Below are 24357 nucleotides of genomic sequence, written 5' to 3'. Positions count from 1 at the left end.
AGATCTGGATGGACGGCGAGCTGGTGGACTGGCGCGACGCCAAGATCCACGTGCTCACGCACACGCTGCACTACGGCTGCGGCGCCTTCGAGGGCGTGCGCGCGTACAACACCGTCGGCGGCACCGCGGTCTTCCGCCTGCGCGAGCACACCGAGCGGCTGTTCAACAGCGCCAAGATCCTGCGCATGAAGATCCCGTACACGGTCGAGCAGGTGATGGACGCGCAGTGCGCGGTGGTGCGCGCCAACAAGCTGGAGAGCTGCTACATCCGCCCGCTGACCTGGATCGGCTCCGAGAAGCTCGGCGTCAGCCCGAAGGGCAACACGATCCACCTGATGATCGCCGCCTGGGCCTGGGGCGCGTACCTCGGCGAGGAGGGGCTCAGGCGCGGCATCCGCGTGAAGACCAGCAGCTACACGCGTCACCACGTCAACATCACGATGACCCAGGCCAAGGCGGTGAGCAACTACACCAACTCGATCCTGGCCAACATGGAAGCCACCGACGAGGGTTACGACGAGGCGATGCTGCTCGATAGCGCCGGCTTCGTCAGCGAAGGCGCCGGCGAGAACCTGTTCGTCGTGAAGAAGGGCGTGGTCTACACCCCCGACCTGTCGGCAGGCGCGCTCAACGGCATCACCCGCGACACCATCTTCGCGATCTGCCAGGACCTGGGGCTGAAGCTCGTCGAGAAGCGCATCACGCGCGACGAGGTGTACATCGCCGACGAGGCCTTCTTCACCGGCACCGCGGCCGAGGTCACGCCGATCCGCGAGCTCGACCGCGTGCAGATCGGTGCCGGCGAGCGCGGGCCGATCACCGAGAAGGTCCAGTCGGCGTTCTTCGACATCGTCAACGGCCGCAATCCGAAGTACGCCGAGTGGCTGACCAGGGTCTGAGCATGAGCAGCGAACCGAAGGCCGTCGTCGAGCTGGCCGCCAAGGAACTGATGGGCCCGGGCGTGACGCACTGCCCGCACCCGAAGATGCCGCTGTGGAGCGGGCACCCGCGCGTGTTCATCGACGTCGCCGCCACCGGCGAGGGGCGCTGCCCCTACTGCGGCACGGTGTACCGCTTGAAGGCGGGCGAGAAGCTCGCGGCGCACCACTGACGCCGCTGGCCGCCGCCGGCCGGCCCGACCCCCGAAGCCCCCGATGGCGCGCGAGCACGAGTTCATCCTCACCCTGTCCTGCCCCGACACGAAGGGCGTGGTCTACGCGGTGTCGGGCCTGCTGTACCAGGCCGGCTGCAACATCCTCGACTCGCAGCAGTTCGGCGACCTGGACGGCGACGACGCCACCGGCCTGTTCTTCATGCGCGTGCACTTCGAGGCGCCGCCGCACCTGGCCGACGCGCCGACGCTCGAGCGCCTTTTCGCGCACGTGCGCCAGCAGTACGCGATGGACGCGCGCTTCCACGCCGTGGCGCATCGCCCGCGCGTGCTGCTGATGGTCAGCCAGCACGGCCACTGCCTGAACGACCTGCTGTTCCGCTGGAGGAGCGGCCAGCTCGCGGTCGACGTCCCGGCGATCGTCAGCAACCACACGACCTTCGCCGCACTCGCCGACAGCTACGGCATCGCGTTCCACCACCTGCCGATCGCAGGGGACGGCGACGCGGTGCGGGTCAAGGCGGCGCAGGAGGCGCAGGTGCGTGCGCTGATCGAGGCCGCGGGCGTCGACCTGGTCGTGCTCGCGCGCTACATGCAGATCCTCAGCCCCGCGTTCTGCGACGCGCTGAAGGGTCGCGCGATCAACATCCACCACAGCTTCCTGCCCAGCTTCAAGGGCGCCAGGCCGTACGCGCAGGCGCACGCGAGGGGCGTCAAGCTGATCGGCGCGACCGCGCACTACGTCACTGCCGACCTCGACGAGGGGCCGATCATCGAGCAGGACGTCGCGCGCGTGGACCACTCGCTGTCGGCCGAGGACCTGACCGCCGTCGGGCGCGACGTCGAGTGTGTCGTGCTGGCGCGCGCGGTGCGCTGGCACGTCGAGCGCCGCGTGCTGATGAACGGCCACAAGACGGTCGTGTTCCGCTGACCCCGCCCGATGCCGCGCTCGAAGGCCGAGACCGCCGCGCTGATGGCGTCGCCCGACGACATCGAGGCGCAGTTCTACGAGGCGCTGCGCGAGGCCGACCTGGAGCGGCTGATGGCGCTGTGGGCCGACGACGAGGAGATCTTCTGTGTGCACCCGGGGGGCCCGCGCGTGGTCGGCGCCGACGCGATCCGAGCCACGTTCGAGGCGATTTTCGCCAACGGTGCGATCGCCGTTCACGCCGACAAGGTCCGCCGCGTGCACGCCGCCGGCGGCGCGGTGCACAGCGTCGTCGAGCGCATCGAGGTGCCCGGGCCCGAGGGCGCGCAGACGGCGTGGGTGCTGGCGACCAACGTCTACGTGCACTCGGCGCAGGGCTGGCGGCTGGTCGCGCACCACGCCAGTCCCGGCTCGCCGCGCGAGCCGCCCGAGATCGCCGAGACGCCGTCGATCCTGCACTGAGCGGGCGTGCGATGCAGTACCGCGCACCGCGCTGGCTGCCCGGCGGCCACTTGCAGACGATCTGGCCGGCGCTGTTCGCACGCCGCCACCGCGGCACGCCGCCGGCCTACCGGCGCGAACGCTGGACCGCACCCGACGGTGACTTCGTCGACGTCGACTTCCAGGACGCCGCCGATCCGGGCGCGCCGCTGCTCGTGCTGTTCCACGGCCTCGAGGGCTCGTCGCGCAGCGCCTACGCGCTGGCCTTCGCCGACTGGGCGCGCGCCGCAGGGTGGCACTACGCGGTGCCGCACTTTCGCGGCTGCTCGGGCGAGATCAACCTGTCGCCGCGCGCCTACCACTCGGGCGACTTCGAGGAAGTCGGCTGGATCGTCGCGCGACTGCGCGAGTGCCACGGCCGGGCGCTGTATGCAGTGGGGGTCTCGCTGGGCGGCAACGCGCTGTTGCGCTGGGCCGAGGAGGCCGGCGACAGCGCGGCAGCGACCGTGCGCGCGGTGGCCGCGGTGTCGTCGCCGGTCGACCTGACCGCCGGCGGCCACGCGATCGGCCGCGGCTTCAACCGCCTGAGCTACACGCCGCACTTCCTGCGCACGATGAAACCCAAGGCGTTGGCCAAGTGGGCGCAGCACCCGGGCCTGTTCGACCGCGAGCGGATGCTCGCCGCGCGCACGCTGTACGCGTTCGACGATGCGTTCACGGCGCCGGTGCACGGCTTCCGCGACGCCGACGACTACTGGGCGCGCGCATCGGCCAAGCCGCACCTGCGGCGCATCCGCATCCCCGCGCTGGTGCTCAACGCGCGCAACGACCCGTTCGTGCCGGCGGCCAGCCTGCCGCGCGCGCACGAGGTCGGCCCCCGGGTGACGCTGTGGCAGCCGGCGCACGGCGGCCACGTCGGGTTCCCGGCGGGCGCACCGCCCGGCCACGTGTTGGCGCTGCCCGCGGCGGTGATGGCGTGGATGTGCCGGCAAGGTTGACGCACACTCGGGGCATGGACGCGATCGTCGAAGCGGCGCTGCGCAAGTGGCCGAACGTGCCGCACGTGCGCGGCTGGCTCGGACTCGACGCGCGCGGGCACTGGTGGCTGCGCGACGCGGCGACGCAGGCCGCGGGGCCGTTCCCGGCCTCACGCGGCAGCCGCGTCGAGCACGAACGCCTTGCCGCGTTCATCGCACGCAACTACGCCGCCGACGCCGACGGCGCCTGGTACTTCCAGAACGGCCCGCAGCGCGTCTACGTCGAACTCGAGGCGGCGCCCTGGGTGTGGCGCCTGGTCGATTGCGGCGGCCGCATCGCCGCCGAGTCGCACACCGGCGCGCCGGCGGGCAAAGTGAGCGCGACCTGGCTCGACGAGCAGGGTCGGCTGTTCGCCGTCGCCGCGGCGGGTTTCGGCATCGTGCACACGCTGGACGTGGCGCTGGCGGCGCAGGCGATCGAGGCCGGTCGGTGGCCGGCGCCGCAGACGATGCCGTTCGACGCGATGCCGGCGCGCTTCGGCTACCGCCAGAGTCCGCAGGCCGACGCGCGGGTTTGAGTCGACGGCGGTGGCAGCGTCAGCGCCGTCTGCGCCTGGGAGTCACTGCGCCGCCTTATCGGCGTCGCCCGCCGGCGCGGGCGGCTCGGGCAGCTTGCCGCCGGCACCGTTGGCCATGTAGACCACCGCGCGGCCGACTTCGTAGTCGCTGTACTCGCCGCCGCCCTGGGGGCCCATCGCGCCCTTGCCCTTGAGCGCCGAGTTGAGCAGTGCGTCGAAGCCGGTGGCGATACGCGGCGCCCACGCGCCGTTGTCGCCGAGCTTCGGTGCCCCGGCGACGCCGGCGGCGTGGCACGCGGCGCACGCGGCGTTGTAGACCTGCTCGCCGGTGCGCACGACGGCCGGGCCAGAGGCGTCGCGCAGTTCGATCGCGCCGACCGGCTGGATGCGACGCGCGACCGCCTCGGCGCCCAGCGCGTCGGTGCCCGCGGCGGGCTTGTCGTCGCTGGCGACGAAGTTGACGAGCAGCACGATCAGCAGGATCGGCACCAGGAACGCGAACACCACCGCCCAGATCAGCTGCCGCGGGGTCTTGATCGGGCCCTCGTGGGCGCTGTCGTCGTGGTCGTTGGCGTGGCTCATGAAACCTCAGTCGTCTGGTGGACGTGCGCGGTGACGCGCCGCAGGCGATTCCCGACGTTCGGGCGTGGTCAAAGCGCGCGATTATAGGAGCGCCCTGCGCCGAGCCGACCGCGGCGCACCGCCGCGGCGGCGTTGTCTATCGACCTCGCGCGGGCGCGGGTTTAGCATTGGGCAAGTCTCGTCAGCGTGGGGTCGTCGCGCGCGATCGATGCATCGATGAATGGGTCATGGCCTGCGAGCCCGCGGCGCATCGTCCTGCAGCGGACGTGGCGCTGGCTCGCGTTGCTCGGCGCCTGCTGCGTCTGGCTGGCCGCGGCACTGCCCGCACTGGCCGCGCAGGCGGCGCCGGCGGCGGAGAAGAAGCTCGCGCTGGTTGTCGGCAATGCGCGCTACCCCGCGTCGCCGCTGAACAACCCCGAGAACGACGCGCGCGTCGTCGCGTCGACGCTGCGGCGCCTCGGGTTCGAGGTCACCGAGCACGTGAACCTGCCGATGAAGGAGTTCCGGCGCGTGCTGCGCGACTTCTCGCGCCGCCTGCAGTCCGAAGGCGCGGTGGCGGTGTTCTATTACGCGGGACATGGCGTGCAGATCGACGGCCGCAACTTCCTGCTGCCGGTGGACCTGAACCTGCGGGACGAGGACGAGGTCAAGGACGAGGGTGTCGACATCGACGAACTGCTCGTCAGCCGGCTGGAGCGCGCGCGCGCGCAGGTGCGCATCGTCATCCTCGACGCCTGCCGCGACAACCCCTTCGGCGGCAAGACCCGCACGGTGCGCGCCTCCACCGGGCTGGCCGAGATGGCCGCACGAGGCGCGCTGATCGCGTACTCGTCGGCTCCCGGCGCGACGGCCGAGGACGGCCCGCCGGGAACGAATAGCGTGTACACGCGGCACCTCGTCAAGGAGATGCTCGTCGAGGGCATCGAGGTCGAGCAGATGTTCAAGCAGGTGCGCGTCAAGGTGCTGCGTGACACCAACCAGCGCCAGGTGCCGTGGGTCAACACGTCGCTGACCGCCAACTTCAGCTTCAATCCCCGGCCGCGCGCCGACGACGAAGTCGGCCGCCGCCTGGACCTGGCGCGCCTGCAGGACTTGCTCGACCAGCGCGAGCGCGAACAGAAGCAGCTCGAGGAACAGCTGCGCCAGCTGTCGCGGCGGCTCGAACAGGCGTCGGGCGTGGCTGTCTCGGCACCCGCCACGACGCCTGCCACGGCACCCACGCGTGCCGAAACCCCCGCGCCGTCGCCCGCGCCTGCCGAAGCGAACGAGCCGGCGAAGGCCGCGGCCGTGGAGCCGACGCCGCCGCCGACACGCCCGACGGCGGCACCGGCGAGTGCGTCGCCGACCAGCCCGCCTGCGGTGGCCGCGGTGCCGCGCGAGGACGCCGGGACGAAGCCCAAGCCACGGGTCGACGCGAAGCCGACGCCTGCCAAGCCCGAGGGGCCGACGCCCACGGTGGCTGCGCGTGTCGAACGCAGTCGACCGAAGCCGGCATCGACCGAGTCACCACCAGCGGCCTCGCCGGCGAAGGCGGTGGCCGGCGGCGCCCGCCCGGCGGCGGGCTCGGAGCGTTGCGTCGCATTGCTGATCCGGGCGCAGCTCGGTGAACCGCTGTCTCCCGCCGACATGGACTACCTGCGAAAGGAGTGCTGAACATGGACCCGCTTCAAGCCCGCACGTCGATCACGCAAGTCAGACGCTGCATCGTGGCCGGCGCCGCGATCGCCCTCGCGGGGTGCGCGGCGTGGCAGCCACCCGCTGAGCCGTCGCGGCCGCCGATGGCTGCCAGCCCGGCGGCCGCTGCGCCGCGACCGGCGCCGCCTGCGCCGGCGGTCGCCGCGACACCGCCTGCACCGGCGGCGGCACCGGCACCGGCCGCGGCGGTCGCGGCAGCGCCACCCGCCGCGGCGGCGCCGGCCACGGCCCCAGCCGCGCCGCCGGCGCCCCCTGCGTTGCCGCCGATCATGCCGCTCGCCGACGCGGTGATGTTCGCCGCCAACAACCTGTTCGGCAACGCCAAGATCGACCCTGCCGCGACCGGGCGCGGCAACGCACCCAAGGTGCCGCTGGTCATCGACCCGCTGGTCGACGGCGTGTCCGGCTACCAGACGATCGCCACCGAAGGCATCGAGGCGCGCATCACCGAGCTGGTCAAGGCCCGCTATCCGCAGTTCGACCTGCAGCCGTTCACGACGGCGACGCTGGCCAAGGGGCCGATGCTGTTCGTCGGCACCTTCACGGCGGTGCACGCCGACGGCAGCAACAAGCCCGGCAAGGACTGGCATCGCGTCTGCCTGGCACTCGTCGACCTGCGCACCGGCCTGATCGTCTCGAAGGGGTTCGCGCGCGCCGCGATGGACGGTGTGGACATGACGCCCACGGCGTTCTTTCTCGACAGCCCGGCCTGGGCGCCCGACCCGGCGACGCAGGGCTACGTGCGCACCTGCCAGGGGACGAAGGCGGGCGACCCGATCAACCCGGCCTACTACGACCGGATCATGGCCGCGGCGATGATCAACGACGCGATCATTGCCTACGAGAAGGGCTTCTACGAGGAGGCGCTGGACATCTACCGCGGTGTGCTGCGGCTGCCGGGCGGAGACCAGCTGCGGGTGCACAACGGCATCTACCTGACGGCCAGCAAGCTCAACCGCCGCGACGAAGCGGCGCAGGCCTTCGCACGCATCGTCGACTTCGGCCTGGCACAGAACCAGCTCGGGCTGAAGTTCCTGTTCCGTCCGGGCTCCACGCAGTTTCTGCCCGATCCCCAGATCAGCGGGCCGTACCACATGTGGATCGCCCAGCTGTCGCGCCAGACGGCGCAGCGCACGGCGTGCCTCGAGATCAGCGGCCACACGAGCCGCACCGGCCCCGAGCCGTTGAACGAGAGGCTGTCGCTGATGCGCGCGCAGTACATCAAGCAGCGCATCAGCACAGCCGCGCCGCCATTGGGCAAGCGCACGACGGCGATCGGCAAGGGGTCCAGCCAGAACCTGTCGGGCCTGGGCACCGACGACGCCCGCGATGCGTTGGACCGGCGCGTCGACTTCGCGGTGAAGGACTGTCCGGCCTGAGTGCGGCCGGGCTGGGGGCGCTGCTGCACACCCGCGCCCGGTGTCGGCATCAGAGGCCGCGGAACTGCACCCTGCGGTTGTCGGGTGCCGTCGGGTCGACCCCGGCGATCGTGCGGTCTTCGCCGAAGCCGACGGTGTGCAGGCGCGCCGGGTCGATGCCGTGCTCGACGGCCAGGTAGCGCTTGACCGCCTGCGCGCGCCGCTGCGACAGGATGCGGTTGTACTCTTCGCTGCCGATCGCATCGGTGTGGCCTTCGACCAGCACCGAGCGGCCGGCGGGCAGCATCTTGATGCCGTCGGCGAGCGCGTCGAGCTGCGGGCGGGCGGCGGGTGCGATCTCGGCCGAGTCGAAGTTGAACCGCACCTGCAGCGACAGCGCCTGCGCCGCAGGCTCGGCCTGCGCGGGGGGGGCGTCGTCGAGCAGCCGGATCGAGCGCGTCTTGATGCGCGCCGGCGGCGAGCCGCCGAGGATCGTCGCGACGTCGACCGGGTTCAGCTGCTGCCCTTCGCGGTAATGGACGACGTCGCCGGCCCAGGCGGATGCCGACAGCAGGGCGGTCGCGAGCGTCAGAGCGGACAGCGTGCGGAACATGGGCTTCTCCTGGTGGCAGCGGGTGGACTCGTGCATGGGTTGCGGCATCTGGCGCGGCGGTTCAAATCGTCGGTGGATTTCCGCCGCGGTCAATGCACGGTGGGCAGCACGACGGGCGCCGCGTAGTCGCGCCCGACCATCGCGCGGGCGAACAGGTAGTTGGCTCGCGCCGTCTCGCTGAGCGCGTCGAGGTCGACGTGGCCGTTCGCGTCGCAGCGGAAGGCCAGGCCGCGGCCCGTGTCGAAGATCGACCGGAAGCGCAGTTCGTAGGCGCCTTGGGGGGTGATGGTGGGCATCGTGGGCTCCGTGGGTTGCCAGCTTCGATGCCCATGTGTTGCGCCGGCGCGGCGCGGCCGCGGACCCGAGACCGGGGCGCAGCGCATCGGCCACCGCGCCCGAGGGTCGATCAGCGACGCGCGGCGCCGCCGGGCGTCGCCGGGGTCGGCGCGTCGGCCGCGGCGCGGATCAAGCAGGTGGCGCTGTCCGTCTGCGCCACGTACAGCGGACGGCCCGTGCGGTCGGTCGCGGCGATGCGCAGGGCATATCGTGTACCGTCGGGCGGCAACGTCACGTGGTTTTCCTCGAACAGCAGCCGCCCGTGCTGCCAGCAGCGGATCTGGTAGCCGCCGTCGACGCGGGCGGGGGCGGCGGCATCGCGCGGCGGCGTCGTCGAGACGGCGGCGAGGGCGCTGGCCGGGCCGCCTGCCGCTGCGGCGACGATGCCCCCGGCGGCGAGCAGGCGCCGCGCCAGGTCACTTGGCTTGAACATGGATCACCTCCTGGGCGAGCGCGCCGCGACTTGCAGCGACGAACGCGCTGCGCACCTGCGACATCGAGCCCACGGCGAGCGGCTCGAAGTCGGTGCCGACGACCTGTGGGGGCAGTTCGGCGCTCACGTCGCGCTCGGTGGCGAAGCAGGCGAACGTCTCCTGCGCGCCCGGTTTGGTCATCGCCAGCTGGAACCGCATCGCGCCGGGCAGCGCCAACGGGCGGGACGCCGATACCAGCGCGTCCTTCGCGAAGCGGTTCGGGAAGAAGCGCGAGATCCGGGCGTTTTCGTCCTGAAGATAGCAGTACACGTAGGCGTCGCGCGTCAGCCTGACCTGCAGCCCGATCGGCTCGCCGAGCGCGAAGCGCGTCTGCCGAGTCGGCGTCGACAGGGTGAGCGCCAACGGCACCGCGGGTGGCGCCTCGGCGACCGCCGCAGGCGCGGCGGGCGACGCAGCGGGTGGCGCGGCCGGCTGCGGCGCGGGTTGGGGCGCAGGTTGAGGCGCAGGTTGCGGGGCGGGCGACGGCGTCGGCGGGGCCACGGCGAGCCGCGCCGGCGTCGGGGGACGCTCGATCTTCGTGTGGTCGGCGTTCAGGAACGCGACGAAGAACGCCTCGTCGAGCACCGCCTCGCGGCTGAGCCCGAGCGCGCCGCGGTAGCTGGCGATCGCTTCGTCGATCGCCGGGTTGAACTCGCCGTCGATCGGGCCGTCGTAGAAGCCGCGGCGGCGAAGCTGGTTCTGGAAGTAGGCGATCAGCTCGAGCCGGCTGGCGGCCATCGCGTAGTACCAGTCGGACATCTCGAGCTTGATCTCTTCGTTGGCGCCGGCGTCGGCGCCGAGGCAGCGCCAGTACGGCGTCTTCGTCAGCTTGCCGACCAGTTCGATCACCGCCAGCTCCACCAGTCCGCGCAGCGCCTGCGCCTGGCCCTCCGCGCGGCTGAGGTTCATGCTGTAGCTGATGCCGAACTTGTGGTACGCAGCGTCGCCGTCGAAGCCCTTGCCCTGCTTGAGGATGACCACCGAGTTGCGCGAAGTCACGCCAGGCAGGATCGACATGTCCTCGGTGGTCAGCACGCTGAGGTCGAGCCCGAGGATGGTCGACGCGGCGTCGCGCGAGATGCCCAGGTTGATGAACGGCTGGAAGCCGATGCCCAGGTCCTTCTGGTTGCGGATCAGGTTCTCGTCGAGCTGCGAGATCGAGCCCTTGATGTCGTAGGTCGGGATCACGTCGTAGGCGCTCTGGCGCTGCGCCGCAGCAAGGAAGCTGATGACGTTGCCCGCATCCTTGCCGAAGGCGACGAGGCGGATCGCACGACTGCGTCGCGTCATGTCCGACACCGCCGAGATCAGCATGTCGCGCGCCCCGACGTTGACCTTCTTCGTCTGGTCGACGAGTTCCTCGACCAGCATCGAGACATCGCGCACGCCGTAGTCGATGAGCATGCCGTCCATGCAGCGCAGCGCCGGCGCGAAGCCGGTGATCGTGCGGAACGGGGCCTGCTCGGGCCCCTGGCGCATCGGCTGGGTCTGCTCGACCGTGCGCTGCTTGACGTCGACGCTCGCGCAACCGGCGAGCACGGCGGTGGCGGCGGCCAGGGTGACCATCCAGCGCTTGGGGCGCATCGGGCGGTGGCAGGCGTTCATGGCTGTGGCGCTCCCGCGGTCGTGAAGTCAGTTGCAGCCGCGGCCGGAGACGATGTTGATCGCGTTCGGTGCGAAGACGAACACCTCGCGCGGTGCGGTTCCGGGGCGGCCACCCGTGTCGATGTTGCCGATGTTTTGGCTGCCGCAGGTGGGGCTGTCAAGCCCCTTGCCCAGGGCGCCGAGCTTGCGCTCGAGCGCGGCCTGGCGCACCTTCTCCTTGACGATCTTCGCCCTGAAGCGGGTGTCGATGTCGAACTCCTCCTCGGACGCGAAGGCCGGCGAGACGTGCGCCGCGATCGCGACCAGGACGAGACTGCCGAACAGGCGCTTGTTCATCGGGTGCTCCTTCAGTCGGACGACGGACTGATGTGACGATGGGGTCCGCGGCGTCGTGCGTCGCAGACCCCACCGACGGGTCGAAGGACTCAGCGTGCCACGCCGATGCGTTGCGTCGCCGTCGAGGCCAGGCCGCCCGCCGAGTTGAACGCGCCGTTGGCGAGGACGAAGGAGTTGCGCAGTTCGCCGTTGCCCGACGCGCCGCCGATCTCCTGCCGCGCCGTCGAGGCCAGCCCCGCCGCGGTGTTCACCGCGCCGGCGACGCTGACGAACGAGTCCTGGACGCGGCCGTTGTCGCGGGCGAAGCCGATGTCCTGACGCGCCGTGCTGGCCAGCCCGACCGACGTGTTGCTCGCACCGGTGACCATCACCGTGCTGCGGTTGATCTGGCCGTTGCCGCTCACGTGGCCGATGTTCTGCCGCGCGCTCGACGCCAGGCCGATCGACGTGTTCGACGCACCGTTGACGATCACCGCCGAGTTGCGGATCTTGCCGTTGCCCTCGGCCACGCCGATGTTCTGCAGCGCGCTCGATGCCAGGCCGACGGAGCTGTTGACGACGCCGCTGGCCGACACGGCGGAGTCGCGGATCTCGCCGGCCATCGCGCCGGCGACGACGACACCGAGGGCCAGGAACAGGGCGGTCTTGCGGAAGGTTTGCATGATGGGTCTCCAGTGATCAGGGGTTGAGGTTTCGGGTTTGGTGGCGTTGCTGAATTGCTTGCCATCCGCTCCATGGGTTGCGGCCCCCGCGCCGGTGGTTCAAGCTTTTTGCGTCTTCCACGGGCTAGGATTGGCTGCGATGCCGCCTCGGCCACCGTCGCACCGTCCATGCCCCCCACCGAGCCCGCCGGGTCAGGCCACCGAACGCGGCGGCTGACCGGGTTCGTCGACCTGCTGGGGGCGCTGCACAACCTCGGTTGGCTCGGCACCGCGCGACTGCGCGGGGGCGAGTTCGTCGCCTACCCCGCCGGCGACGGACAGCCGATTCCTGTGCGCGTCATCGGGCAGGGCAGCCCGGTGGTGCTGGTGCACGGGCTCGGCTGCTCGCACCGCCAGTGGATGCCGGTGGCGCGCCGGCTGTCGCGCAGGCATCGCGCGTACGCGTGGGACGGCCGCGGCCACGGCCGCTGCCGACCGGTCGAGGGGGTGATCACGTTGGCGCGCCTGGCGCACGATCTGCGCGACCTGATCGACCACTTCGACCTCGGTCGCGCCGTGCTGGTCGGCCACTCGATGGGGGCGCTGACGGTGATGCAGTATCTGCACGACCACGGCACCGCGCGCGTGGCCGCGGTGGTGCTCGTCGACCAGTCCCCGCGCATCGTGACCGACGAGCACTGGGGGCTGGGGCTGTTCGGCAGCTGCAGCGCGCCGATGCTGCACAGCCTGATCGCCGGCGCCCGGCTCAACCTGGCCGAGACGGTCGCCGCCGAGATCGAGGCGGTGGCGGGCGAGCGTCTGAAGCCGTACCTTCGACCCGAAGCGACCCTCGGGCGGTGGCTGCGTCGCTGGCTGGGTCGCGTCGAGGCGGCGCCGCTGCTCGACCTCGCCGAGTCGCTGGTGGCGGCCGACTTCCGGCACTCGCTGTCGCGGCTGGACGCGCCGCTGATGGTGGTGCTCGGCGGGCGCAGCTCGCACTACGGCGGGTTGCCTCTGGGTGCCTGGTACCGGCAGGCGGTACCGCACGCCCAGGTGCGGGTTTACCCGCAGGCCGGCCACTCGCCGCACTACAGCGAGCCCTGGCGGTTCGCCGACGACCTGGTGCAGTTCATCGCCGACCACGCCTGAGTGCGGGTCGCCGCGAGGCGCAGCTCAGCCGCAGCGGCCCTGCGCCGACGGCCGGAAGCAGAAGTCGGCCGTCAGGCTCGACGACTCCCACGGGACCTGCACGCGTGCAGTGTCCTCGGCGACGCCGATGCGCACGCGCTTGAACACCTGCTCGATCGGCAGCCCCGGTGTGTCGAGGTGCGCGAGCAGGTGCTTGGTGTACACGCTGTGGGGCCCGGCCGGGTTGTCCAGCGCCACGCCGTTCGGCGACGTCGAGAACGCGACCATCGTCCCGACCGGGGCGTCGAGCGGGGCCAGGCCGGCCGGCGTCGAGCCGCGGAACTTGAGTCGGCGACCGTCGGGCCCGACGATCACGCCGCCGGCGAACGGGTTCACGCGGCAGGCGTCGAGCACGACGATGTTGATGCCGTGCGGGATCGCGCTGAGCCGGTCGACGAAGGCGGCGACGTCGGCCCCCTGGCGGACGATCTCCTCTTCGGTCTGCGGGTCGGCGTCGACCGGCAGCAGGTAGTTGCGTCCGCGCAGCTGCACGCCGTGGCCGGCATAGAACAACAGGCGCACCTGCGCGCGTGCGGCGCGCAGCGAGAAGTCGCGCAGGCTTTCGATCAGCTCGCGCAGCGAGGTGTTCTCGTGCAGCCCGACCGAGTAGCCCAGGCCACGCAGGCGTGCCGCCACCGCCTTGGCGTCGTTGACCGGGTTCTTCAGCGGCGCCACCTTGTACGCCGCGTTGCCGATCACGACGGCGATGCGCTCGTCGCCCTTCGATGCCAGAGCGTGCAGCGGCACGGCACCTGTCGCGGCGCCGGCGAGCACGGCGGCCGCGGCGCCGAGCAGGCGACGGCGCGGCAGGCGGGGCTCACCCGATGCGGCAGGTCGCAGCCTTCTCATCGCCGTGACTTCCATCGCTTACTCGCGCGGGGGCAGGCCCGGCGCCAGGGACGCTGCCTGCACGATCGGACGGCCCTGCAGACGCGCCAGGGCTTGCGCCTCGGCTCCGGGCGCGACGCGCACGTAGTAGTCGCCGAGCTGGCCGGGGCCGCCGACCAAATGTCCGCCGACCTCGACGAGCAGCAACCGGATGTCGGCCTCCTTCGCGTCGGGCGCGAAGTTGAGCTTGAGCAGCGGTCCCTCGTCGGTCTGCACCGCGCGCAGCGAGCGAATCTCGGCAGCGTCTTCGCGCGCGTCGCCGAGCAGGTTGAAGATCACGCCGCCCTGGACCGCGACGATCGCGAGTGCGGCCAGCGCGGTCGCCGGGCGCATGCCGAACCCCGCGAAGAAGGCGTTGATGCGTTCGGCCCAGGTCGGCTGGTCGCCGCGGATCAGCTGCATCGTCTTCGCGAGACCGATGGTGACGGGCACCGTAGGCGCGGTCTCGAGCATGCGCTCGCGCAGCGACTGGTGCCACTCGAGCTCGGCGCGGGCTTGCGGATGCCGCGCCAGGTAGTCCTCGACCCAGGCGCGATCCTCGTCGCCGAGCGTGCCGTTCACGTACCACGGCAGCAGTTCCTCGAAGCGCTCGTTCATGCCGCCACCCCGGCGATCCCGCCTTCGCGCCCGAGCAGCAGTTGCAGGCACTGCTTGATCTTCTGGCGCGCGTGGAACAGTCGCGTCTTCACGGTGCCCTCGGGGCAGCGCTGGACCTGCGCCACTTCGGCCAGCGACAGGCCCTCGAAGAACACCAAGTGCATGCACTCGCGGTGCTCGTCGGACAGCCGCCCCATGCAGCGCTGCACACCTTCGCTGCGCTGCTTGGCCGCCAGCTGTGCGAAGCCGTCTGGCGTGTCTGCGGCGAGCGTGTCCGCGACGTCGTCGAGGTCGTCGTGCGCCTCGTCGGGGCGCCGCGCGCGATAGACCATCAGCGCCTTGTTGCGCGCGATCCCGATCAGCCAGGTGCTGAACTGCGAGTCCCCGCGAAAGCGGGCGGGGTGCCGCCAAACCTCGTACATCGCATCCACCAATACTTCCTCGGCCCGCGCGTGGTCGTTGAGCATGTTCAGCACGTAGGCGTAGACCTTTCGGCTGAACGCCTTGTACAGCTCGCGGAACGCTGCCTGGTCTTCCTTCCCGATCCGTGCGAGCAGGTCCATGACCCGGTCGTTGTCCATGACGGCGGCGGTGGTGGCGACGTCGCAATATAGCGCGTGGCCGCCGCCGCCGCCGTTGGGCAGCCACCGGACGAATGCACGTCGGCACGGCCCGGCAGGTCGCACCTTCGTGTCCATGATTTGTTGCGCCTGCCGGCGCGGCGGTTCAACTCTTTTCGGTCTGGCCCGCGCGGGTCGTGGCCGGGCCGCCCGAGACCACCGGACTCCCGCGTGGCGCCGGTCGGGCGTGGCCCGACCCGGGGGGCGATCAGATCGCGCCGGCGTCGCGCAGCGCGGCGATGCGCGACGGATCCACCCCCCAGTCGCGAAGCACCGTCTCGGTGTGCTCGCCGGGGGTGGCCGGCGCGGTGGGCGCGTCGGCGTGGCTGCGACTGAAGCGCGGCGCCGGGGCCGGCTGGGTCACGCCGCCGACATCGACGAAGGCGCCGCGCGCGACATTGTGCGGGTGGCGCGGCGCCTCGTCCCAGTCGAGCACCGGCGCGAAGCAGGCGTCGCTGCCTTCGAGCACGGTGCACCAGTCGTCACGCGTGCGCGTCGCGAACACCTCGGCCAGCCTGGCCTTGCGCGCCGGCCAGCGCTGCGGGTCGAGCGGCCGCTGGAACTCCGCCGCGTCGAGCCCCAGGCGCTGCAGCAGCTCAGCGTGGAACTGGGGCTCGATCGCGCCGATCGCCACGTACTTGCCGTCGGCGCAGCGGTAGGTGTCGTAGAAGTGCGCACCCGAGTCGAGCATGTTGACGCCGCGCCCGTTGCGCCAGACGCCGGCTGCCTTGAGGCCGTAGAACATCGCCGACAGCAGCGCCGCGCCGTCGGTCATCGCCGCGTCGACGACCTGCCCGCGGCCGCTGCGGTGCGCCTCGAACAGCGCCGCGAGCACACCGAACGCCAACAGCATCGCACCGCCGCCGTAGTCGCCGACGTAGTTCAGCGGCGGCACCGGCGCCTGGCCCTCACGACCGATGGCCTGCAGCGCGCCCGACAGCGCGATGTAGTTGATGTCGTGCCCGGCAGCGTGCGCCAGCGGGCCGGTCTGACCCCAGCCGGTCATGCGGCCGTAGACCAGCGCCGGCCGGCGCGCTAGGCACGCATCGGGGCCCAGCCCGAGGCGCTCCATCACACCGGGGCGGAAGCCCTCGATCAGGATGTCGGCCTGCGCGACGAGGTCGAGCACCGCGGCGACCGCCCCCGGCTTGCGCAGGTCGATGGCCAGCGAGCGCCTCCCGCGTGCGGGCACGTCGTAGGTCGGCGGCAGCCCCAGCGCGCCGGCGGCGCCCGGGCGGTCGATGCGGATCACCTCGGCACCCTGGTCGGCGAGCAGCATCGCGCAGAACGGCGCGGGCCCGAGCCCGACCATCTCGATCACCTTCAGGCCGGCCAGCGGTCCAGGCATCGTCTCGTCTCCCCCGTGTGATGACTGCGGGCGCCGACGATCGGCGCCCGGCCGCCGCGGTCAGGCGCGTTCGAAGATCGCCGCGATGCCCTGCCCGCCACCGATGCACATCGTCACCAGCGCGTGGCGCCCGCCGACGCGCTGCAGTTCGTACAGCGCCTTGGTGGTGATGATCGCGCCGGTGGCGCCCACCGGGTGGCCCAGCGAGATGCCCGAGCCGTTCGGGTTGGTCTTCGCAGGGTCCAGGCTGAGCTCCTTGACCACCGCGCAAGCCTGGGCGGCGAACGCCTCGTTCGACTCGATCACGTCGAGGTCGGCGACCTTCAACCCGGCCCGCTCGAGCGCCCTGCGCGTGGCCGGCACCGGGCCGATGCCCATGATCGTCGGCTCGACGCCGGCGTGGGCGTAGGCCACCAGCCGCGCCAGCGGCTTCAGGCCGTGGGCCTTCACCGCGGCGGCGCTGGCCAGCACCACGGCGCCGGCGCCGTCGTTGATGCCCGAGGCGTTGCCGGCGGTCACCGCGCCGTCCTTCTTGAACGCGGCGCGCATCGCCGCCAGCGTCTCCACCGTGGTGCCGGGTTTCACGTGCTCGTCGGTGTCGAACACGACGTCGCCCTTGCGGCCCTTGCTGACCATCGGCACGATCTGCGACTTGAAGCGGCCCTCTGCGATCGCCGCGGCGGCGCGGCGGTGGCTCTCCGCCGCCAGTTCGTCCATCTGGGCGCGGCTGATGCCGAACTGCTCGGCCACGTTCTCGGCGGTGATGCCCATGTGGATCTTGTGGAACGGGTCGTGCAGCGCGCCGACCATGTAGTCGAGCATCTGCGCGTCGCCCATGCGAGTGCCCCAGCGTGCGCCGGGCAGCAGGTAGGCGCCGCGGCTCATCGACTCGGCGCCGGCGCCGACCGCGAGTTCGCAGTCGCCCAGCGTGATCGCCTGCGCCGCCGAGACGATGGCCTGCAGCCCCGAGCCACACAGCCGGTTGACGTTGAACGCCGGCGTCTCCTTGGGCAGCCCGGCCTGGATCGCGGCGACCCGGCTGAGATAGGCGTCGCGCGGCTCGGTCGGGATCACGTTGCCCATCGCCAGGTGACCGATCGCGTCGGCCGGCGCGCCGCTGCGCTCGAGTGCGGCCTTCACCGCGGTAGTGGCCAGGTCGGCCAGCGGGACGTCCTTCAAGCTGCCGCCGAAGGTGCCGATCGCGGTTCGGGCTGCGGCAACGACGTACACGTCGCGGGGAATGCTCATGGCAGGCTCCTCATGGGGGGAAGACCCCCCGACGATAGCGCTCCCGGCAAACACCGGGCTGACGGCGTGGCGGCCACTCGCCGGCCATGCCAGACTCGCAGCCTTCGAGCCCCTGCCCCGCCATGAGCGAATCGACCGTCCACACCGCTTCCGCCACCGCGACGCCGCCTCCCCCACGCCCCGCCGCGACGCTGGTCGTCGTGCGCGACGCCGCGGTCGGCATCGAGGTGCTGCTGCTGCGGCGCGCCGAGCGCGGTGACCACAACAGCGGTGCGTGGGTGTTTCCCGGCGGCATCGTCGACGCGTCCGACGCCGACGCGCACCGCTGCTGTGCCGGCGTCGACGACGCGCAGGCCTGCGCACGACTGGGGCTCGAGCGAGGCGGGCTGGGCTACTACGTCGCCGCGGTGCGCGAGTGCTTCGAGGAGGCGGGGCTGTTGTACGCGCGCGCGCCCGGCCAGGCCTCGCTGGTCGAACTGCACGGCGACGAGGCGGCACGCGTGGCCGCCTGGCGCGAGCCGATGCACCGCGGGGAGCGCACGCTCGCGCAGTTGTGCGCGGCTGCCGGCTGGGAGCTCGCGCTCGACCGGCTTGTCTACTTCAGCCACTGGCTCACGCCACCGGTGCGCGTCAAGCGCTTCGATACCCGGTTCTTCGTCGCCGAGGCGCCGCCGGTGCAGATCTCGGCGCACGACGCCACCGAGGTGGTCGAGCAGCGCTGGCTGCGCCCGGCCGACGCGCTGTCGCGCGCGGGCGAGCTCAAGCTGATGACGCCGACCCTCAAGACGCTGGAGGCGATCGCACGCTTCGACCGCGTCGACGCACTGCTGTCCTTCGCGCGCGCGCCGCGCACCGTGCCGCTGACGATGCCGATGATCGGCCGCGGACGCCAGGGCCAGCGTCCGGTCACGCCGGACGAGCCGGCGTACGCCGAGCTCGCGCGCGTCGACCCGCAGTGCCGCGGCAGCCACAGCTACGAGATCGAGCCCGGCCGCGCGGTGCGCCTGTCGCCGCGGCTGGTGCGCGTCACGGCGAACAACGGCAGCGTGATGACCGGTCCCGGCACCAACACCTACCTGGTCGGTGGTGGCTCCGACAACCTGTGGGCGGTGATCGACCCCGGCCCCGACGACACGGCGCACGTGCGGGCCGTGCTGGCGGGCGCGCCGGGGCCGATCCGCTGGGTCTTCGTGACGCACACCCATCTGGACCACTCGCCGGCGACGGCGGCCCTGGTGGCCGCCACCGGCGCCACCGTGCACGGGCGCCGCGCCGCGCACCCCGAGTGGCAGGACGCGGACTTCGCGCCCGACGTCGAACTCGCCGGCGGCGAGCGCTTCGCGTTGACCCCCGACTGCACGCTGCGCGCGATGCACACTCCCGGCCACGCGTCGAACCACCTGTGCTACCTGCTCGAGCAGGAGAGGCTGCTGTTCACCGGTGACCACCTGATGCAGCTGTCGACGGTGGTCATCAACCCGCCCGACGGCGACATGGCCGCCTACCTGGCGTCACTGCGCGAACTGCTCGCCGAAGACCTCGAGTGGCTCGCACCCGGCCACGGCTTCCTGATGGCACGCCCGCGCGAGGCCATCGAGGCGGTGATCGCACACCGGCTCAGGCGCGAGGCCAAGGTGGTCGACGCGCTGCGCGCCCTCGGCGCGGCCGGGGCCGATGCGCTGCTCGCCCGCGTCTACGACGACGTGCCGCCGCGGCTGCACGCGATGGCGATGCGCTCGCTGAAGGCGCACCTGCTCAAGCTCGAGCACGACGGCACGGCGGTCGAGCGGGCTCGGCAGTGGATGCTCGTGGCGCGTTGACCGACGGCCGGCCGCGCACGTCGGGGTCGCCGCCCTCGTGGCCGGCCATGCGGATGTCGGCGAACTGCGGCAGCTGTTCGGAGCTGAGCGCCACCGGGCGGCGCAGTTCGGCGAACAGCGACGTGGCGTCGAGCACGCCGCGATTGCCGCGCAGCACCTCGAGCAGCGCGGCAGCGAACGGCGAGTGGCCGCTGCCGCTCGAGTCGGCCACCGGCTCGCGGCCGCCCGGCGTGTGGACCTGCCGGGACCTCAGTCGCGCCACGCGTTCGAGGTGCTCCTGACCTCGGCCCATCCCGATGTCGGCGCCGCGCGCCAGCGAGCCGGAGAAGCAGTTGTCGGCGACCATCGGCACGTGCCGGGCCTTCAAGGCGCGCAGCGTGTCGCGCACGGTGTCGTTCGAGACCCAATGCGTGCGGCGATTCAACCCTTGTCGGCCTCGTCGTCGAGCCAGCCGTGACCGGCGCAGTAGACGAGCAGGCTGTCGCTGCCGCGCAGCCGGTTGCGGTACTCGCCGGGCACCTCGACGATGTCGCCTCGCGTGGCGACGGTGAGCAGCGTGACGTCGAAGCCGTGGTGGTTGGCGAGGACCTCGCCGACCGCTCTCGCGTCGTGGATGGCCGTGTCCAGCCGCTCGCGGTGGCGGTCGGCCTTGATGCCGTTCGCCAGCGCGTGGTAGCGCCCGAGCGCGGTGGCGTCCAGCAGCCAGCGCGATCTTCTGGTCGAGCGTCGGGCTCGGCTCGCGCGCCGCCGCGGCGCGATACGACGCCTCGGCCTGGGCGTGGCGTCCGAGGGTCAGCAGCAGGTCGCCGGGCGCGACGAGGAGCCGTGGGTCGTCGGGCCGCTGCGGCGAGGCCCGGTCGCAGGCGGACAGGGCGGCCTCGCCGGCCAACCGCAGGCACTGCGTCTCGGCCAGCGCGAGGTCGGGGGCAGGCCGTGCAGCGGCGTCGCCTGGCCTGCGCGCGAGCCAGGCCGCCTCGTCCGCCAGGCCCTGCACTTCGTGCTCGCGCATCCGCAGCAGCGCGTTCGAGGGGTGGAGGGGGCGCGCTTCCTCGACCACGCGCAGCGCCCCGGCGTACCGCCCGTCGCTGGCCCAGGGTGCGATCAGCGCCAGCGCTTCGCCCACGCTGGCGCCGGCGGTCGCGTGACGACACGCCGGGGTCGGTGGGTCGACGGCGCCCGCACGACAGGCGGGGAGGTCGGCGCCGTGCGCCGGGCCGCAGCACGCAGCGAGCGCCACTGCGGCCGCCAGCGCAAGCCGGCTAAGTGGCCGATGGGCGCGACGCGGCGGCTCGACAGGGTCGTCCAGTCGCTGCGAACGGCAATGGCGTGTGGTGCCGACGCCATGCGTGGCGGATCAGCCCTCATCGTTCGCCTCGCCGACGTCGCCGATGGCCTGGTCGGGACAGGCCGGGACCTTCGGCAACGCAACGCAACGCGACCCGGCGAGGCCGCTCGTGCACACCGTGCCGCACGTTTCGGTGGGGTCAGGTGAACATCGATTGAGGCGGCGCAAGGTCCGTGAGGGCGCGGGTGCACCCCCGGCGTCGGAACCGGCGCCGCGGGGCGCTGTCATATGATCCATGTCCATGGTCGAGCAGCGCATCCAGCAGCACTTCTTCGACGCCGCCGACCTGCTGTACCAGTCCGCCGAAGCGCTGTCGCGGCCGGTGGCCGATGCGGCGCAGGCGTTGCTGGGGGGCATCACCGGGGGCGGCAAGCTGCTGCTGGCGGGGTCCGGTCCGTCGCAGGCCGTCGCGCAGGCGATGGCCGCGCAGCTTGTCGAACGCTTCGAGCGTGAACGCCCGTCGCTCGCCGCGCTCGCGCTGGGCACCGACGCAAGCCTGAACGCCAGCGCGTTGCCGGCGGCACGCCGGCTGGCGCTGCAGGTGCAGGCGCTGGGCGCGCCAGGCGACGTGCTCGTGCTGTTCGGCGCGGGCGAAGACGCGGCGTCGCTGGCCGAGGTGGCGGCGGCGGCGCAGGGCAAGGACATGACCGTGGTGGCGTTCGCAGGGCCCGACAGCCCGCTGATCGCCGCACTGGGTGAAACCGATGTGCTGGTCAGCGTGCCGCACGAGCGCGCGGCGCGGGTGCTGGAAGTGCACCTGCTCGTCGCGCACGCGCTGTGCGACGTGCTCGACCTGCAGTTGATGGGTGAACAGGATCGCGCATGAGAGTCGACGAGTACGCACGCCAATCCCGCCGCGCACGCGGCATCACGGTGGCCGCCGCCGCGCTGGCAGGCACGCTGCTGCTCGGCGCTTGCGCGCCGCTGGTCGTCGGCGGCGCGGCCGTCGGCACGGCGCTGGTCGTGACCGACCGCCGCACCGCCGGCACGCAGCTCGAGGACCAGTCGATCGAGCTGAAGGCGCGCAACCGCGCGCGCGACGCGATCGGCGACCGCGGTCACGTCAACTTCACCAGCTACAACCGCGTGCTGCTGCTCACCGGCGAGGTGCCCACCGAGGCCGACCGCAGTGCGGTCGAACGCGCAGTGGCCGGCGTAGAGAACCTGCGCTCGGTCGTCAACGAGCTGGCGGTGATGGGCAGCAGCTCGCTGACGGCGCGCTCGAACGACGCCGTGCTGACCAGCAAGGTCAAGGCCACCTTCATCGACGCCCGGGACCTCGAGGCCAACGCCGTGAAGGTGCTGACCGAGCGCGGCGTGGTGTACCTGATGGGCCGCGTCAGCGAGCGCGAGGCCACGCGCGCGACCGAACTCGCGCGCGGCGTCGGCGGGGTGCTGAAGGTGGTGCGGGTGTTCGAGATCGTCAGCGACGCCGAACTCGCGACGCTGCGCAAGACGGGCGGCTGAGCGATTCGCGCGAGCGCGGGCAAAGCTGGCGCGCCCGAGACGGTTCGAACGTCCGACCCCTGCCTTCGGAGGGCAGAGAAGATGGATGTCTACGGACGCGGATGGACCGCTTTTCCCTCTGAAGAGGATTCACAGGGAAGCGGGTGGATGTGGGTAAACTTTTCCCACTTTTTTCCCACCACCCACCGCCATGCCCGCCACGATCAGCACGGTTGCCGCCCGCAGCAAGCTCAAGCCACGTCACGAGCCGTACTTCACCAAGCTGCAAAAGGGGCTGTACCTCGGGTTCCAGCGCCTGAGCCCCGCGAGCGTCGGCACGTGGATCGCGCGCAGCCGCGACCCTGACACCGGCAAGCAGACCAAGCGCAGCTTGGGCGACTTCGCGCATCTGCCCGCGTCGGACAGGTTCGACGCTGCTGTGAAGGCCGCTTCGGAGTGGTTCGCGCACCTCGGCCGAGGGGGCAGCGCGACGCCGATTTCCGTTCGAACTGCCTGCGAGAACTACCTCAAGCACGTGCGCACGCGCAAGGGCGAGGATGCGGCCAAGGACATCAAGAAGCGATACGAGCGCTGGGTGTACGCGGACGCCGCCCTGGCCGATACGCCGCTCGAAAAGTTGACCCGGCCCCGCATTGAGGCTTGGCGCACCAGACTCGCAAGCACGCCTGCGCGCGTTGATCGAAGCAAGGAAGGCGAGCGCCGGGTGCGGCCCCGCGCACCGGCCAGCGTCAACCGCGACATGGTCGCGCTGCGCGCTGCGTTGAACCACGCGCACGATGCAGGCTACGTCACCAGCGACATGGCTTGGCGCGTGGCACTGCGGCCGATCAGAAACGCCGACGGACGACGTGAGACGTATCTCGATGCCGGGCAGCGGCGCTCGCTGATCGACAAGGCCCCGGCCGACGTCGGGGCGTTCCTGCGTGGTCTGGCGCTGGTCCCGCTGCGCCCGGGCGCCCTTGCAAGCCTGACGGTGGCCAGCTACGACAAACGCCTCGGCGTGCTGAGCATCGGCAAGGACAAGGCCGGGCGCGATCGAAGGATCAAGCTCCCTGCGTCGACGGCAGCGTTCTTCGAGGCGCAGACGGTTGACAAGCTACCCGCGGCGCCGCTGTTCTCGCGCGCGGACGGTAAGGCGTGGGGCAAGGACGCCTGGAAGTGGCCCATCAAGGAGGCAGCGGCGGCGGCCAGGCTTGGGGAACAAGTCACCGCGTACACGCTGCGCCATAGCGTCATCACCGACCTCGTCACGCAGGGGCTCGACCTGCTCACCGTTGCCCAGTTGAGCGGCACGAGCGTGGCGATGATCGAGCGCCACTACGGGCACTTGCGCGCCGACCACGCAGCGGCGGCTTTGGCCACGCTGGCGGTATGAGCGGCACGAGCACCGGCCAGCGGAAGGCCGCGCCAAAGCGTGGCAGGCCGTTCAAGTACGCGCCGCCTGCGACGACGCTCGACGAAGCACGGGAAGCGTTCTACGCGGGCACGCTGCCCAAGAAGCCGCGTAACGCGTTCGAGGGCGAGATCATGCGTCGCAAAGCGGGGCGAAGGGCGTCCTCGAACTGCCGTACGCGGCAGGCGGCCGAGCTGGCGAACGACTACCGCCGAAACGGGGCGATGTCGCTTGCCGAGGCGGCACGACGCGCGGCTGTGGCCTACGGCCTGAACGACCCGGACACAGTGAGGCAGTACGCGCGCAAGCTGCTGCGCGGGCCTATGGTGACGATCAAGCGCAGCGCGCCGCTGGGGCCATCATGGGCGCCCGTGGGTCGGGGTGAAGAGCGGCGTGTGCCCTTGCTTCACGAGGTCAAGGACGCAACGTAGCGACATTACGGGCGGAATTCGCCCCCAGGGGGGGTGCTGCAAAAGACTTGCGGCGTACCGCGGGATCCGCGGGCTTACTGGGGGACCGTAATGATCGAAGTGCAGCCCGAAGCAGCAGCGGTGCCGAGGCTGGAGCCCGGCGAGGTCGCATGGTCACGCGCCGGCTTGAGCCGCTCGCGCGCGTATGAACTGATGTCGCGGGGCGAGTTTCCGAAGCCGGTAAAGCTGGGGCGCTCAATTCGCTTCGTCGCGTCCGAGGTCGACGCGTGGATCGCCGCTCGCGTCGCCGAGCGCGATTCGTGAAGACGGGAGGGCTCGAATGTCCGACGAACTTACCG

The 24357-nt window shown here is 71.7% G+C and carries 30 protein-coding genes and 1 tRNA gene; 16 read left to right on the top strand and 15 right to left on the bottom strand.

The features are described from left to right. Positions 1-2: 2 nt before the first annotated feature. Genes PKC53_RS04415 through PKC53_RS04390 form a run of 6 tightly spaced genes read left to right on the top strand, consistent with a single transcriptional unit; the run spans position 3 to position 4035 of the window. A complete protein-coding gene (locus tag PKC53_RS04415) occupies positions 3-899 on the top strand; it encodes a branched-chain amino acid transaminase (protein ID WP_324426708.1) in 897 nt (298 codons plus the stop codon). Between the two features lie 2 nt (positions 900-901). Further along, positions 902-1111: a zinc-finger domain-containing protein gene (locus tag PKC53_RS04410; RefSeq protein WP_324426706.1), complete on the top strand. Its 210-nt coding sequence runs from the start codon at positions 902-904 to the stop codon at positions 1109-1111. Between the two features lie 43 nt (positions 1112-1154). Continuing rightward, positions 1155-2042 (top strand): formyltetrahydrofolate deformylase, encoded by an 888-nt coding sequence (gene purU, locus PKC53_RS04405; protein WP_324426704.1) that lies wholly within the window; start codon positions 1155-1157, stop codon positions 2040-2042. A gap of 9 nt (positions 2043-2051) precedes the next feature. Next, positions 2052-2501 carry a nuclear transport factor 2 family protein gene (locus PKC53_RS04400; RefSeq protein WP_324426702.1) on the top strand — a complete coding sequence of 150 codons (450 nt, stop codon included), beginning with the start codon at positions 2052-2054 and terminating at the stop codon, positions 2499-2501. A gap of 11 nt (positions 2502-2512) precedes the next feature. Then, on the top strand, positions 2513-3478 hold the full coding sequence (locus tag PKC53_RS04395; RefSeq protein ID WP_324426700.1) for an alpha/beta fold hydrolase: 966 nt from the start codon (positions 2513-2515) through the stop codon (positions 3476-3478). Positions 3479-3492: 14 nt separating this feature from the next. After that, entirely contained in the window at positions 3493-4035 is a 543-nt protein-coding gene (locus tag PKC53_RS04390; RefSeq protein ID WP_324426698.1) for a DUF2946 family protein, read from the top strand. Between the two features lie 42 nt (positions 4036-4077). Here the strand turns inward: PKC53_RS04390 and PKC53_RS04385 are convergent, their stop codons facing one another. Further along, the gene (locus tag PKC53_RS04385) at positions 4078-4617 is read right to left on the bottom strand and encodes a c-type cytochrome (RefSeq protein WP_324426696.1); all 540 of its coding nucleotides are present in this window, start codon (positions 4615-4617) and stop codon (positions 4078-4080) included. Between the two features lie 216 nt (positions 4618-4833). Between PKC53_RS04385 and PKC53_RS04380 the strand changes: the two genes are divergently transcribed. Then, a complete protein-coding gene (locus PKC53_RS04380; RefSeq protein ID WP_324426695.1) occupies positions 4834-6270 on the top strand; it encodes a caspase family protein in 1437 nt (478 codons plus the stop codon). 13 nt (positions 6271-6283) lie between these two features. Here the strand turns inward: PKC53_RS04380 and PKC53_RS04375 are convergent, their stop codons facing one another. Next, positions 6284-6583 carry a hypothetical protein gene (locus PKC53_RS04375; protein ID WP_324426693.1) on the bottom strand — a complete coding sequence of 100 codons (300 nt, stop codon included), beginning with the start codon at positions 6581-6583 and terminating at the stop codon, positions 6284-6286. On the opposite strand from PKC53_RS04375, the gene PKC53_RS04370 reads away from it, so the two are divergent. Beyond that, complete coding sequence (locus PKC53_RS04370; protein WP_324426691.1) at positions 6582-7691, top strand: OmpA family protein; 1110 nt, start codon at positions 6582-6584, stop codon at positions 7689-7691. The two genes, PKC53_RS04375 and PKC53_RS04370, sit on opposite strands and share 2 nt — an antisense overlap. 49 nt (positions 7692-7740) lie before the next feature. Here the strand turns inward: PKC53_RS04370 and PKC53_RS04365 are convergent, their stop codons facing one another. The 6 genes from PKC53_RS04365 to PKC53_RS04340 all read right to left on the bottom strand — a co-directional run bounded on the left by PKC53_RS04365 (position 7741) and on the right by PKC53_RS04340 (position 11695). Next, on the bottom strand, positions 7741-8283 hold the full coding sequence (locus tag PKC53_RS04365; RefSeq protein WP_324426689.1) for an OmpA family protein: 543 nt from the start codon (positions 8281-8283) through the stop codon (positions 7741-7743). 89 nt (positions 8284-8372) lie between these two features. Next, entirely contained in the window at positions 8373-8579 is a 207-nt protein-coding gene (locus PKC53_RS04360) for a hypothetical protein (RefSeq protein WP_324426687.1), read from the bottom strand. A gap of 110 nt (positions 8580-8689) precedes the next feature. Continuing rightward, on the bottom strand, positions 8690-9052 hold the full coding sequence (locus PKC53_RS04355; protein ID WP_324426685.1) for a hypothetical protein: 363 nt from the start codon (positions 9050-9052) through the stop codon (positions 8690-8692). Continuing rightward, positions 9036-10697, bottom strand: coding sequence for a DUF4384 domain-containing protein (locus tag PKC53_RS04350; protein WP_324426683.1), 1662 nt, complete (start codon positions 10695-10697; stop codon positions 9036-9038). The genes PKC53_RS04355 and PKC53_RS04350 overlap by 17 nt, the downstream gene beginning before the upstream one ends. A 27-nt stretch (positions 10698-10724) precedes the next feature. Beyond that, positions 10725-11033 carry a hypothetical protein gene (locus PKC53_RS04345; RefSeq protein ID WP_324426682.1) on the bottom strand — a complete coding sequence of 103 codons (309 nt, stop codon included), beginning with the start codon at positions 11031-11033 and terminating at the stop codon, positions 10725-10727. An 89-nt stretch (positions 11034-11122) separates the two neighbouring features. Next, entirely contained in the window at positions 11123-11695 is a 573-nt protein-coding gene (locus PKC53_RS04340; protein WP_324426680.1) for a hypothetical protein, read from the bottom strand. A gap of 168 nt (positions 11696-11863) precedes the next feature. Between PKC53_RS04340 and PKC53_RS04335 the strand changes: the two genes are divergently transcribed. Beyond that, entirely contained in the window at positions 11864-12823 is a 960-nt protein-coding gene (locus PKC53_RS04335; RefSeq protein WP_324426678.1) for an alpha/beta hydrolase, read from the top strand. A 24-nt stretch (positions 12824-12847) separates the two neighbouring features. On the opposite strand, the gene PKC53_RS04330 is transcribed toward PKC53_RS04335, so the two are convergent. The 5 genes from PKC53_RS04330 to PKC53_RS04310 form a co-directional block, all read right to left on the bottom strand. After that, entirely contained in the window at positions 12848-13711 is an 864-nt protein-coding gene (locus PKC53_RS04330) for a caspase family protein (RefSeq protein WP_324426676.1), read from the bottom strand. An 18-nt stretch (positions 13712-13729) separates the two neighbouring features. Further along, a complete protein-coding gene (locus PKC53_RS04325; RefSeq protein WP_324426674.1) occupies positions 13730-14347 on the bottom strand; it encodes a hypothetical protein in 618 nt (205 codons plus the stop codon). Next, a complete protein-coding gene (locus tag PKC53_RS04320) occupies positions 14344-14928 on the bottom strand; it encodes a sigma-70 family RNA polymerase sigma factor (protein ID WP_324426672.1) in 585 nt (194 codons plus the stop codon). Before PKC53_RS04320 ends, PKC53_RS04325 begins: the two co-directional genes overlap by 4 nt. Positions 14929-15175: 247 nt before the next feature. Further along, positions 15176-16315 carry a CaiB/BaiF CoA-transferase family protein gene (locus PKC53_RS04315; protein WP_324426671.1) on the bottom strand — a complete coding sequence of 380 codons (1140 nt, stop codon included), beginning with the start codon at positions 16313-16315 and terminating at the stop codon, positions 15176-15178. Positions 16316-16375: 60 nt separating this feature from the next. Then, positions 16376-17563 carry an acetyl-CoA C-acyltransferase family protein gene (locus PKC53_RS04310; protein ID WP_324426669.1) on the bottom strand — a complete coding sequence of 396 codons (1188 nt, stop codon included), beginning with the start codon at positions 17561-17563 and terminating at the stop codon, positions 16376-16378. A 122-nt stretch (positions 17564-17685) separates the two neighbouring features. Here PKC53_RS04310 and PKC53_RS04305 point away from each other — a divergent pair, with 122 nt between their 5' ends. Continuing rightward, entirely contained in the window at positions 17686-19383 is a 1698-nt protein-coding gene (locus PKC53_RS04305) for an MBL fold metallo-hydrolase (protein ID WP_324426667.1), read from the top strand. Here PKC53_RS04305 and PKC53_RS04300 read toward each other — a convergent pair. After that, complete coding sequence (locus PKC53_RS04300) at positions 19319-19807, bottom strand: hypothetical protein (protein ID WP_324426665.1); 489 nt, start codon at positions 19805-19807, stop codon at positions 19319-19321. The genes PKC53_RS04305 and PKC53_RS04300 overlap by 65 nt on opposite strands. Before the next feature lie 264 nt (positions 19808-20071). Here PKC53_RS04300 and PKC53_RS04295 point away from each other — a divergent pair, with 264 nt between their 5' ends. From PKC53_RS04295 to PKC53_RS04285, 3 genes are all read left to right on the top strand, one after another. Further along, positions 20072-20875, top strand: coding sequence for a hypothetical protein (locus PKC53_RS04295; RefSeq protein WP_324426663.1), 804 nt, complete (start codon positions 20072-20074; stop codon positions 20873-20875). A gap of 94 nt (positions 20876-20969) precedes the next feature. After that, complete coding sequence (locus PKC53_RS04290; protein WP_324426712.1) at positions 20970-21554, top strand: SIS domain-containing protein; 585 nt, start codon at positions 20970-20972, stop codon at positions 21552-21554. Next, entirely contained in the window at positions 21551-22195 is a 645-nt protein-coding gene (locus tag PKC53_RS04285; RefSeq protein ID WP_324426661.1) for a BON domain-containing protein, read from the top strand. Before PKC53_RS04290 ends, PKC53_RS04285 begins: the two co-directional genes overlap by 4 nt. A gap of 26 nt (positions 22196-22221) precedes the next feature. Here PKC53_RS04285 and PKC53_RS04280 read toward each other — a convergent pair. After that, positions 22222-22294: transfer RNA gene (locus tag PKC53_RS04280), tRNA-Arg, on the bottom strand. Between the two features lie 91 nt (positions 22295-22385). On the opposite strand from PKC53_RS04280, the gene PKC53_RS04275 reads away from it, so the two are divergent. From PKC53_RS04275 to PKC53_RS04265, 3 genes are all read left to right on the top strand, one after another. After that, on the top strand, positions 22386-23570 hold the full coding sequence (locus PKC53_RS04275; RefSeq protein ID WP_324426659.1) for a tyrosine-type recombinase/integrase: 1185 nt from the start codon (positions 22386-22388) through the stop codon (positions 23568-23570). Then, a complete protein-coding gene (locus tag PKC53_RS04270) occupies positions 23567-24019 on the top strand; it encodes a hypothetical protein (RefSeq protein WP_324426657.1) in 453 nt (150 codons plus the stop codon). The genes PKC53_RS04275 and PKC53_RS04270 overlap by 4 nt, the downstream gene beginning before the upstream one ends. 90 nt (positions 24020-24109) lie before the next feature. Further along, positions 24110-24322, top strand: coding sequence for an AlpA family phage regulatory protein (locus PKC53_RS04265; protein ID WP_324426655.1), 213 nt, complete (start codon positions 24110-24112; stop codon positions 24320-24322). The last annotated feature ends 35 nt before the right edge of the window (positions 24323-24357 follow it).

This window comes from Azohydromonas sp., from assembly GCF_035325925.1.
GTDB lineage: Bacteria > Pseudomonadota > Gammaproteobacteria > Burkholderiales > Burkholderiaceae_C > Calidifontimicrobium.
This window is presented reverse-complemented; position numbering and strand designations above follow the sequence as displayed.

What these genes read in the sequence shown, in the direction of transcription:
- PKC53_RS04410 (WP_324426706.1), top strand. Translation starts at nt 902, where the DNA reads ATGAGCAGCGAACCGAAGGCCGTCGTCGAGCTGGCCGCCAAGGAACTG.
- purU (WP_324426704.1), top strand. Translation starts at nt 1,155, where the DNA reads ATGGCGCGCGAGCACGAGTTCATCCTCACCCTGTCCTGCCCCGACACG.
- PKC53_RS04400 (WP_324426702.1), top strand. Translation starts at nt 2,052, where the DNA reads ATGCCGCGCTCGAAGGCCGAGACCGCCGCGCTGATGGCGTCGCCCGAC.
- PKC53_RS04395 (WP_324426700.1), top strand. Translation starts at nt 2,513, where the DNA reads ATGCAGTACCGCGCACCGCGCTGGCTGCCCGGCGGCCACTTGCAGACG.
- PKC53_RS04390 (WP_324426698.1), top strand. Translation starts at nt 3,493, where the DNA reads ATGGACGCGATCGTCGAAGCGGCGCTGCGCAAGTGGCCGAACGTGCCG.
- PKC53_RS04385 (WP_324426696.1), bottom strand. Translation starts at nt 4,617, where the DNA reads ATGAGCCACGCCAACGACCACGACGACAGCGCCCACGAGGGCCCGATC.
- PKC53_RS04380 (WP_324426695.1), top strand. Translation starts at nt 4,834, where the DNA reads ATGAATGGGTCATGGCCTGCGAGCCCGCGGCGCATCGTCCTGCAGCGG.
- PKC53_RS04370 (WP_324426691.1), top strand. Translation starts at nt 6,582, where the DNA reads ATGCCGCTCGCCGACGCGGTGATGTTCGCCGCCAACAACCTGTTCGGC.
- PKC53_RS04375 (WP_324426693.1), bottom strand. Translation starts at nt 6,583, where the DNA reads ATGATCGGCGGCAACGCAGGGGGCGCCGGCGGCGCGGCTGGGGCCGTG.
- PKC53_RS04365 (WP_324426689.1), bottom strand. Translation starts at nt 8,283, where the DNA reads ATGTTCCGCACGCTGTCCGCTCTGACGCTCGCGACCGCCCTGCTGTCG.
- PKC53_RS04360 (WP_324426687.1), bottom strand. Translation starts at nt 8,579, where the DNA reads ATGCCCACCATCACCCCCCAAGGCGCCTACGAACTGCGCTTCCGGTCG.
- PKC53_RS04355 (WP_324426685.1), bottom strand. Translation starts at nt 9,052, where the DNA reads ATGTTCAAGCCAAGTGACCTGGCGCGGCGCCTGCTCGCCGCCGGGGGC.
- PKC53_RS04350 (WP_324426683.1), bottom strand. Translation starts at nt 10,697, where the DNA reads ATGAACGCCTGCCACCGCCCGATGCGCCCCAAGCGCTGGATGGTCACC.
- PKC53_RS04345 (WP_324426682.1), bottom strand. Translation starts at nt 11,033, where the DNA reads ATGAACAAGCGCCTGTTCGGCAGTCTCGTCCTGGTCGCGATCGCGGCG.
- PKC53_RS04340 (WP_324426680.1), bottom strand. Translation starts at nt 11,695, where the DNA reads ATGCAAACCTTCCGCAAGACCGCCCTGTTCCTGGCCCTCGGTGTCGTC.
- PKC53_RS04335 (WP_324426678.1), top strand. Translation starts at nt 11,864, where the DNA reads ATGCCCCCCACCGAGCCCGCCGGGTCAGGCCACCGAACGCGGCGGCTG.
- PKC53_RS04330 (WP_324426676.1), bottom strand. Translation starts at nt 13,711, where the DNA reads ATGAGAAGGCTGCGACCTGCCGCATCGGGTGAGCCCCGCCTGCCGCGC.
- PKC53_RS04325 (WP_324426674.1), bottom strand. Translation starts at nt 14,347, where the DNA reads ATGAACGAGCGCTTCGAGGAACTGCTGCCGTGGTACGTGAACGGCACG.
- PKC53_RS04320 (WP_324426672.1), bottom strand. Translation starts at nt 14,928, where the DNA reads ATGGACAACGACCGGGTCATGGACCTGCTCGCACGGATCGGGAAGGAA.
- PKC53_RS04315 (WP_324426671.1), bottom strand. Translation starts at nt 16,315, where the DNA reads ATGCCTGGACCGCTGGCCGGCCTGAAGGTGATCGAGATGGTCGGGCTC.
- PKC53_RS04310 (WP_324426669.1), bottom strand. Translation starts at nt 17,563, where the DNA reads ATGAGCATTCCCCGCGACGTGTACGTCGTTGCCGCAGCCCGAACCGCG.
- PKC53_RS04305 (WP_324426667.1), top strand. Translation starts at nt 17,686, where the DNA reads ATGAGCGAATCGACCGTCCACACCGCTTCCGCCACCGCGACGCCGCCT.
- PKC53_RS04290 (WP_324426712.1), top strand. Translation starts at nt 20,970, where the DNA reads ATGGTCGAGCAGCGCATCCAGCAGCACTTCTTCGACGCCGCCGACCTG.
- PKC53_RS04285 (WP_324426661.1), top strand. Translation starts at nt 21,551, where the DNA reads ATGAGAGTCGACGAGTACGCACGCCAATCCCGCCGCGCACGCGGCATC.
- PKC53_RS04275 (WP_324426659.1), top strand. Translation starts at nt 22,386, where the DNA reads ATGCCCGCCACGATCAGCACGGTTGCCGCCCGCAGCAAGCTCAAGCCA.
- PKC53_RS04270 (WP_324426657.1), top strand. Translation starts at nt 23,567, where the DNA reads ATGAGCGGCACGAGCACCGGCCAGCGGAAGGCCGCGCCAAAGCGTGGC.
- PKC53_RS04265 (WP_324426655.1), top strand. Translation starts at nt 24,110, where the DNA reads ATGATCGAAGTGCAGCCCGAAGCAGCAGCGGTGCCGAGGCTGGAGCCC.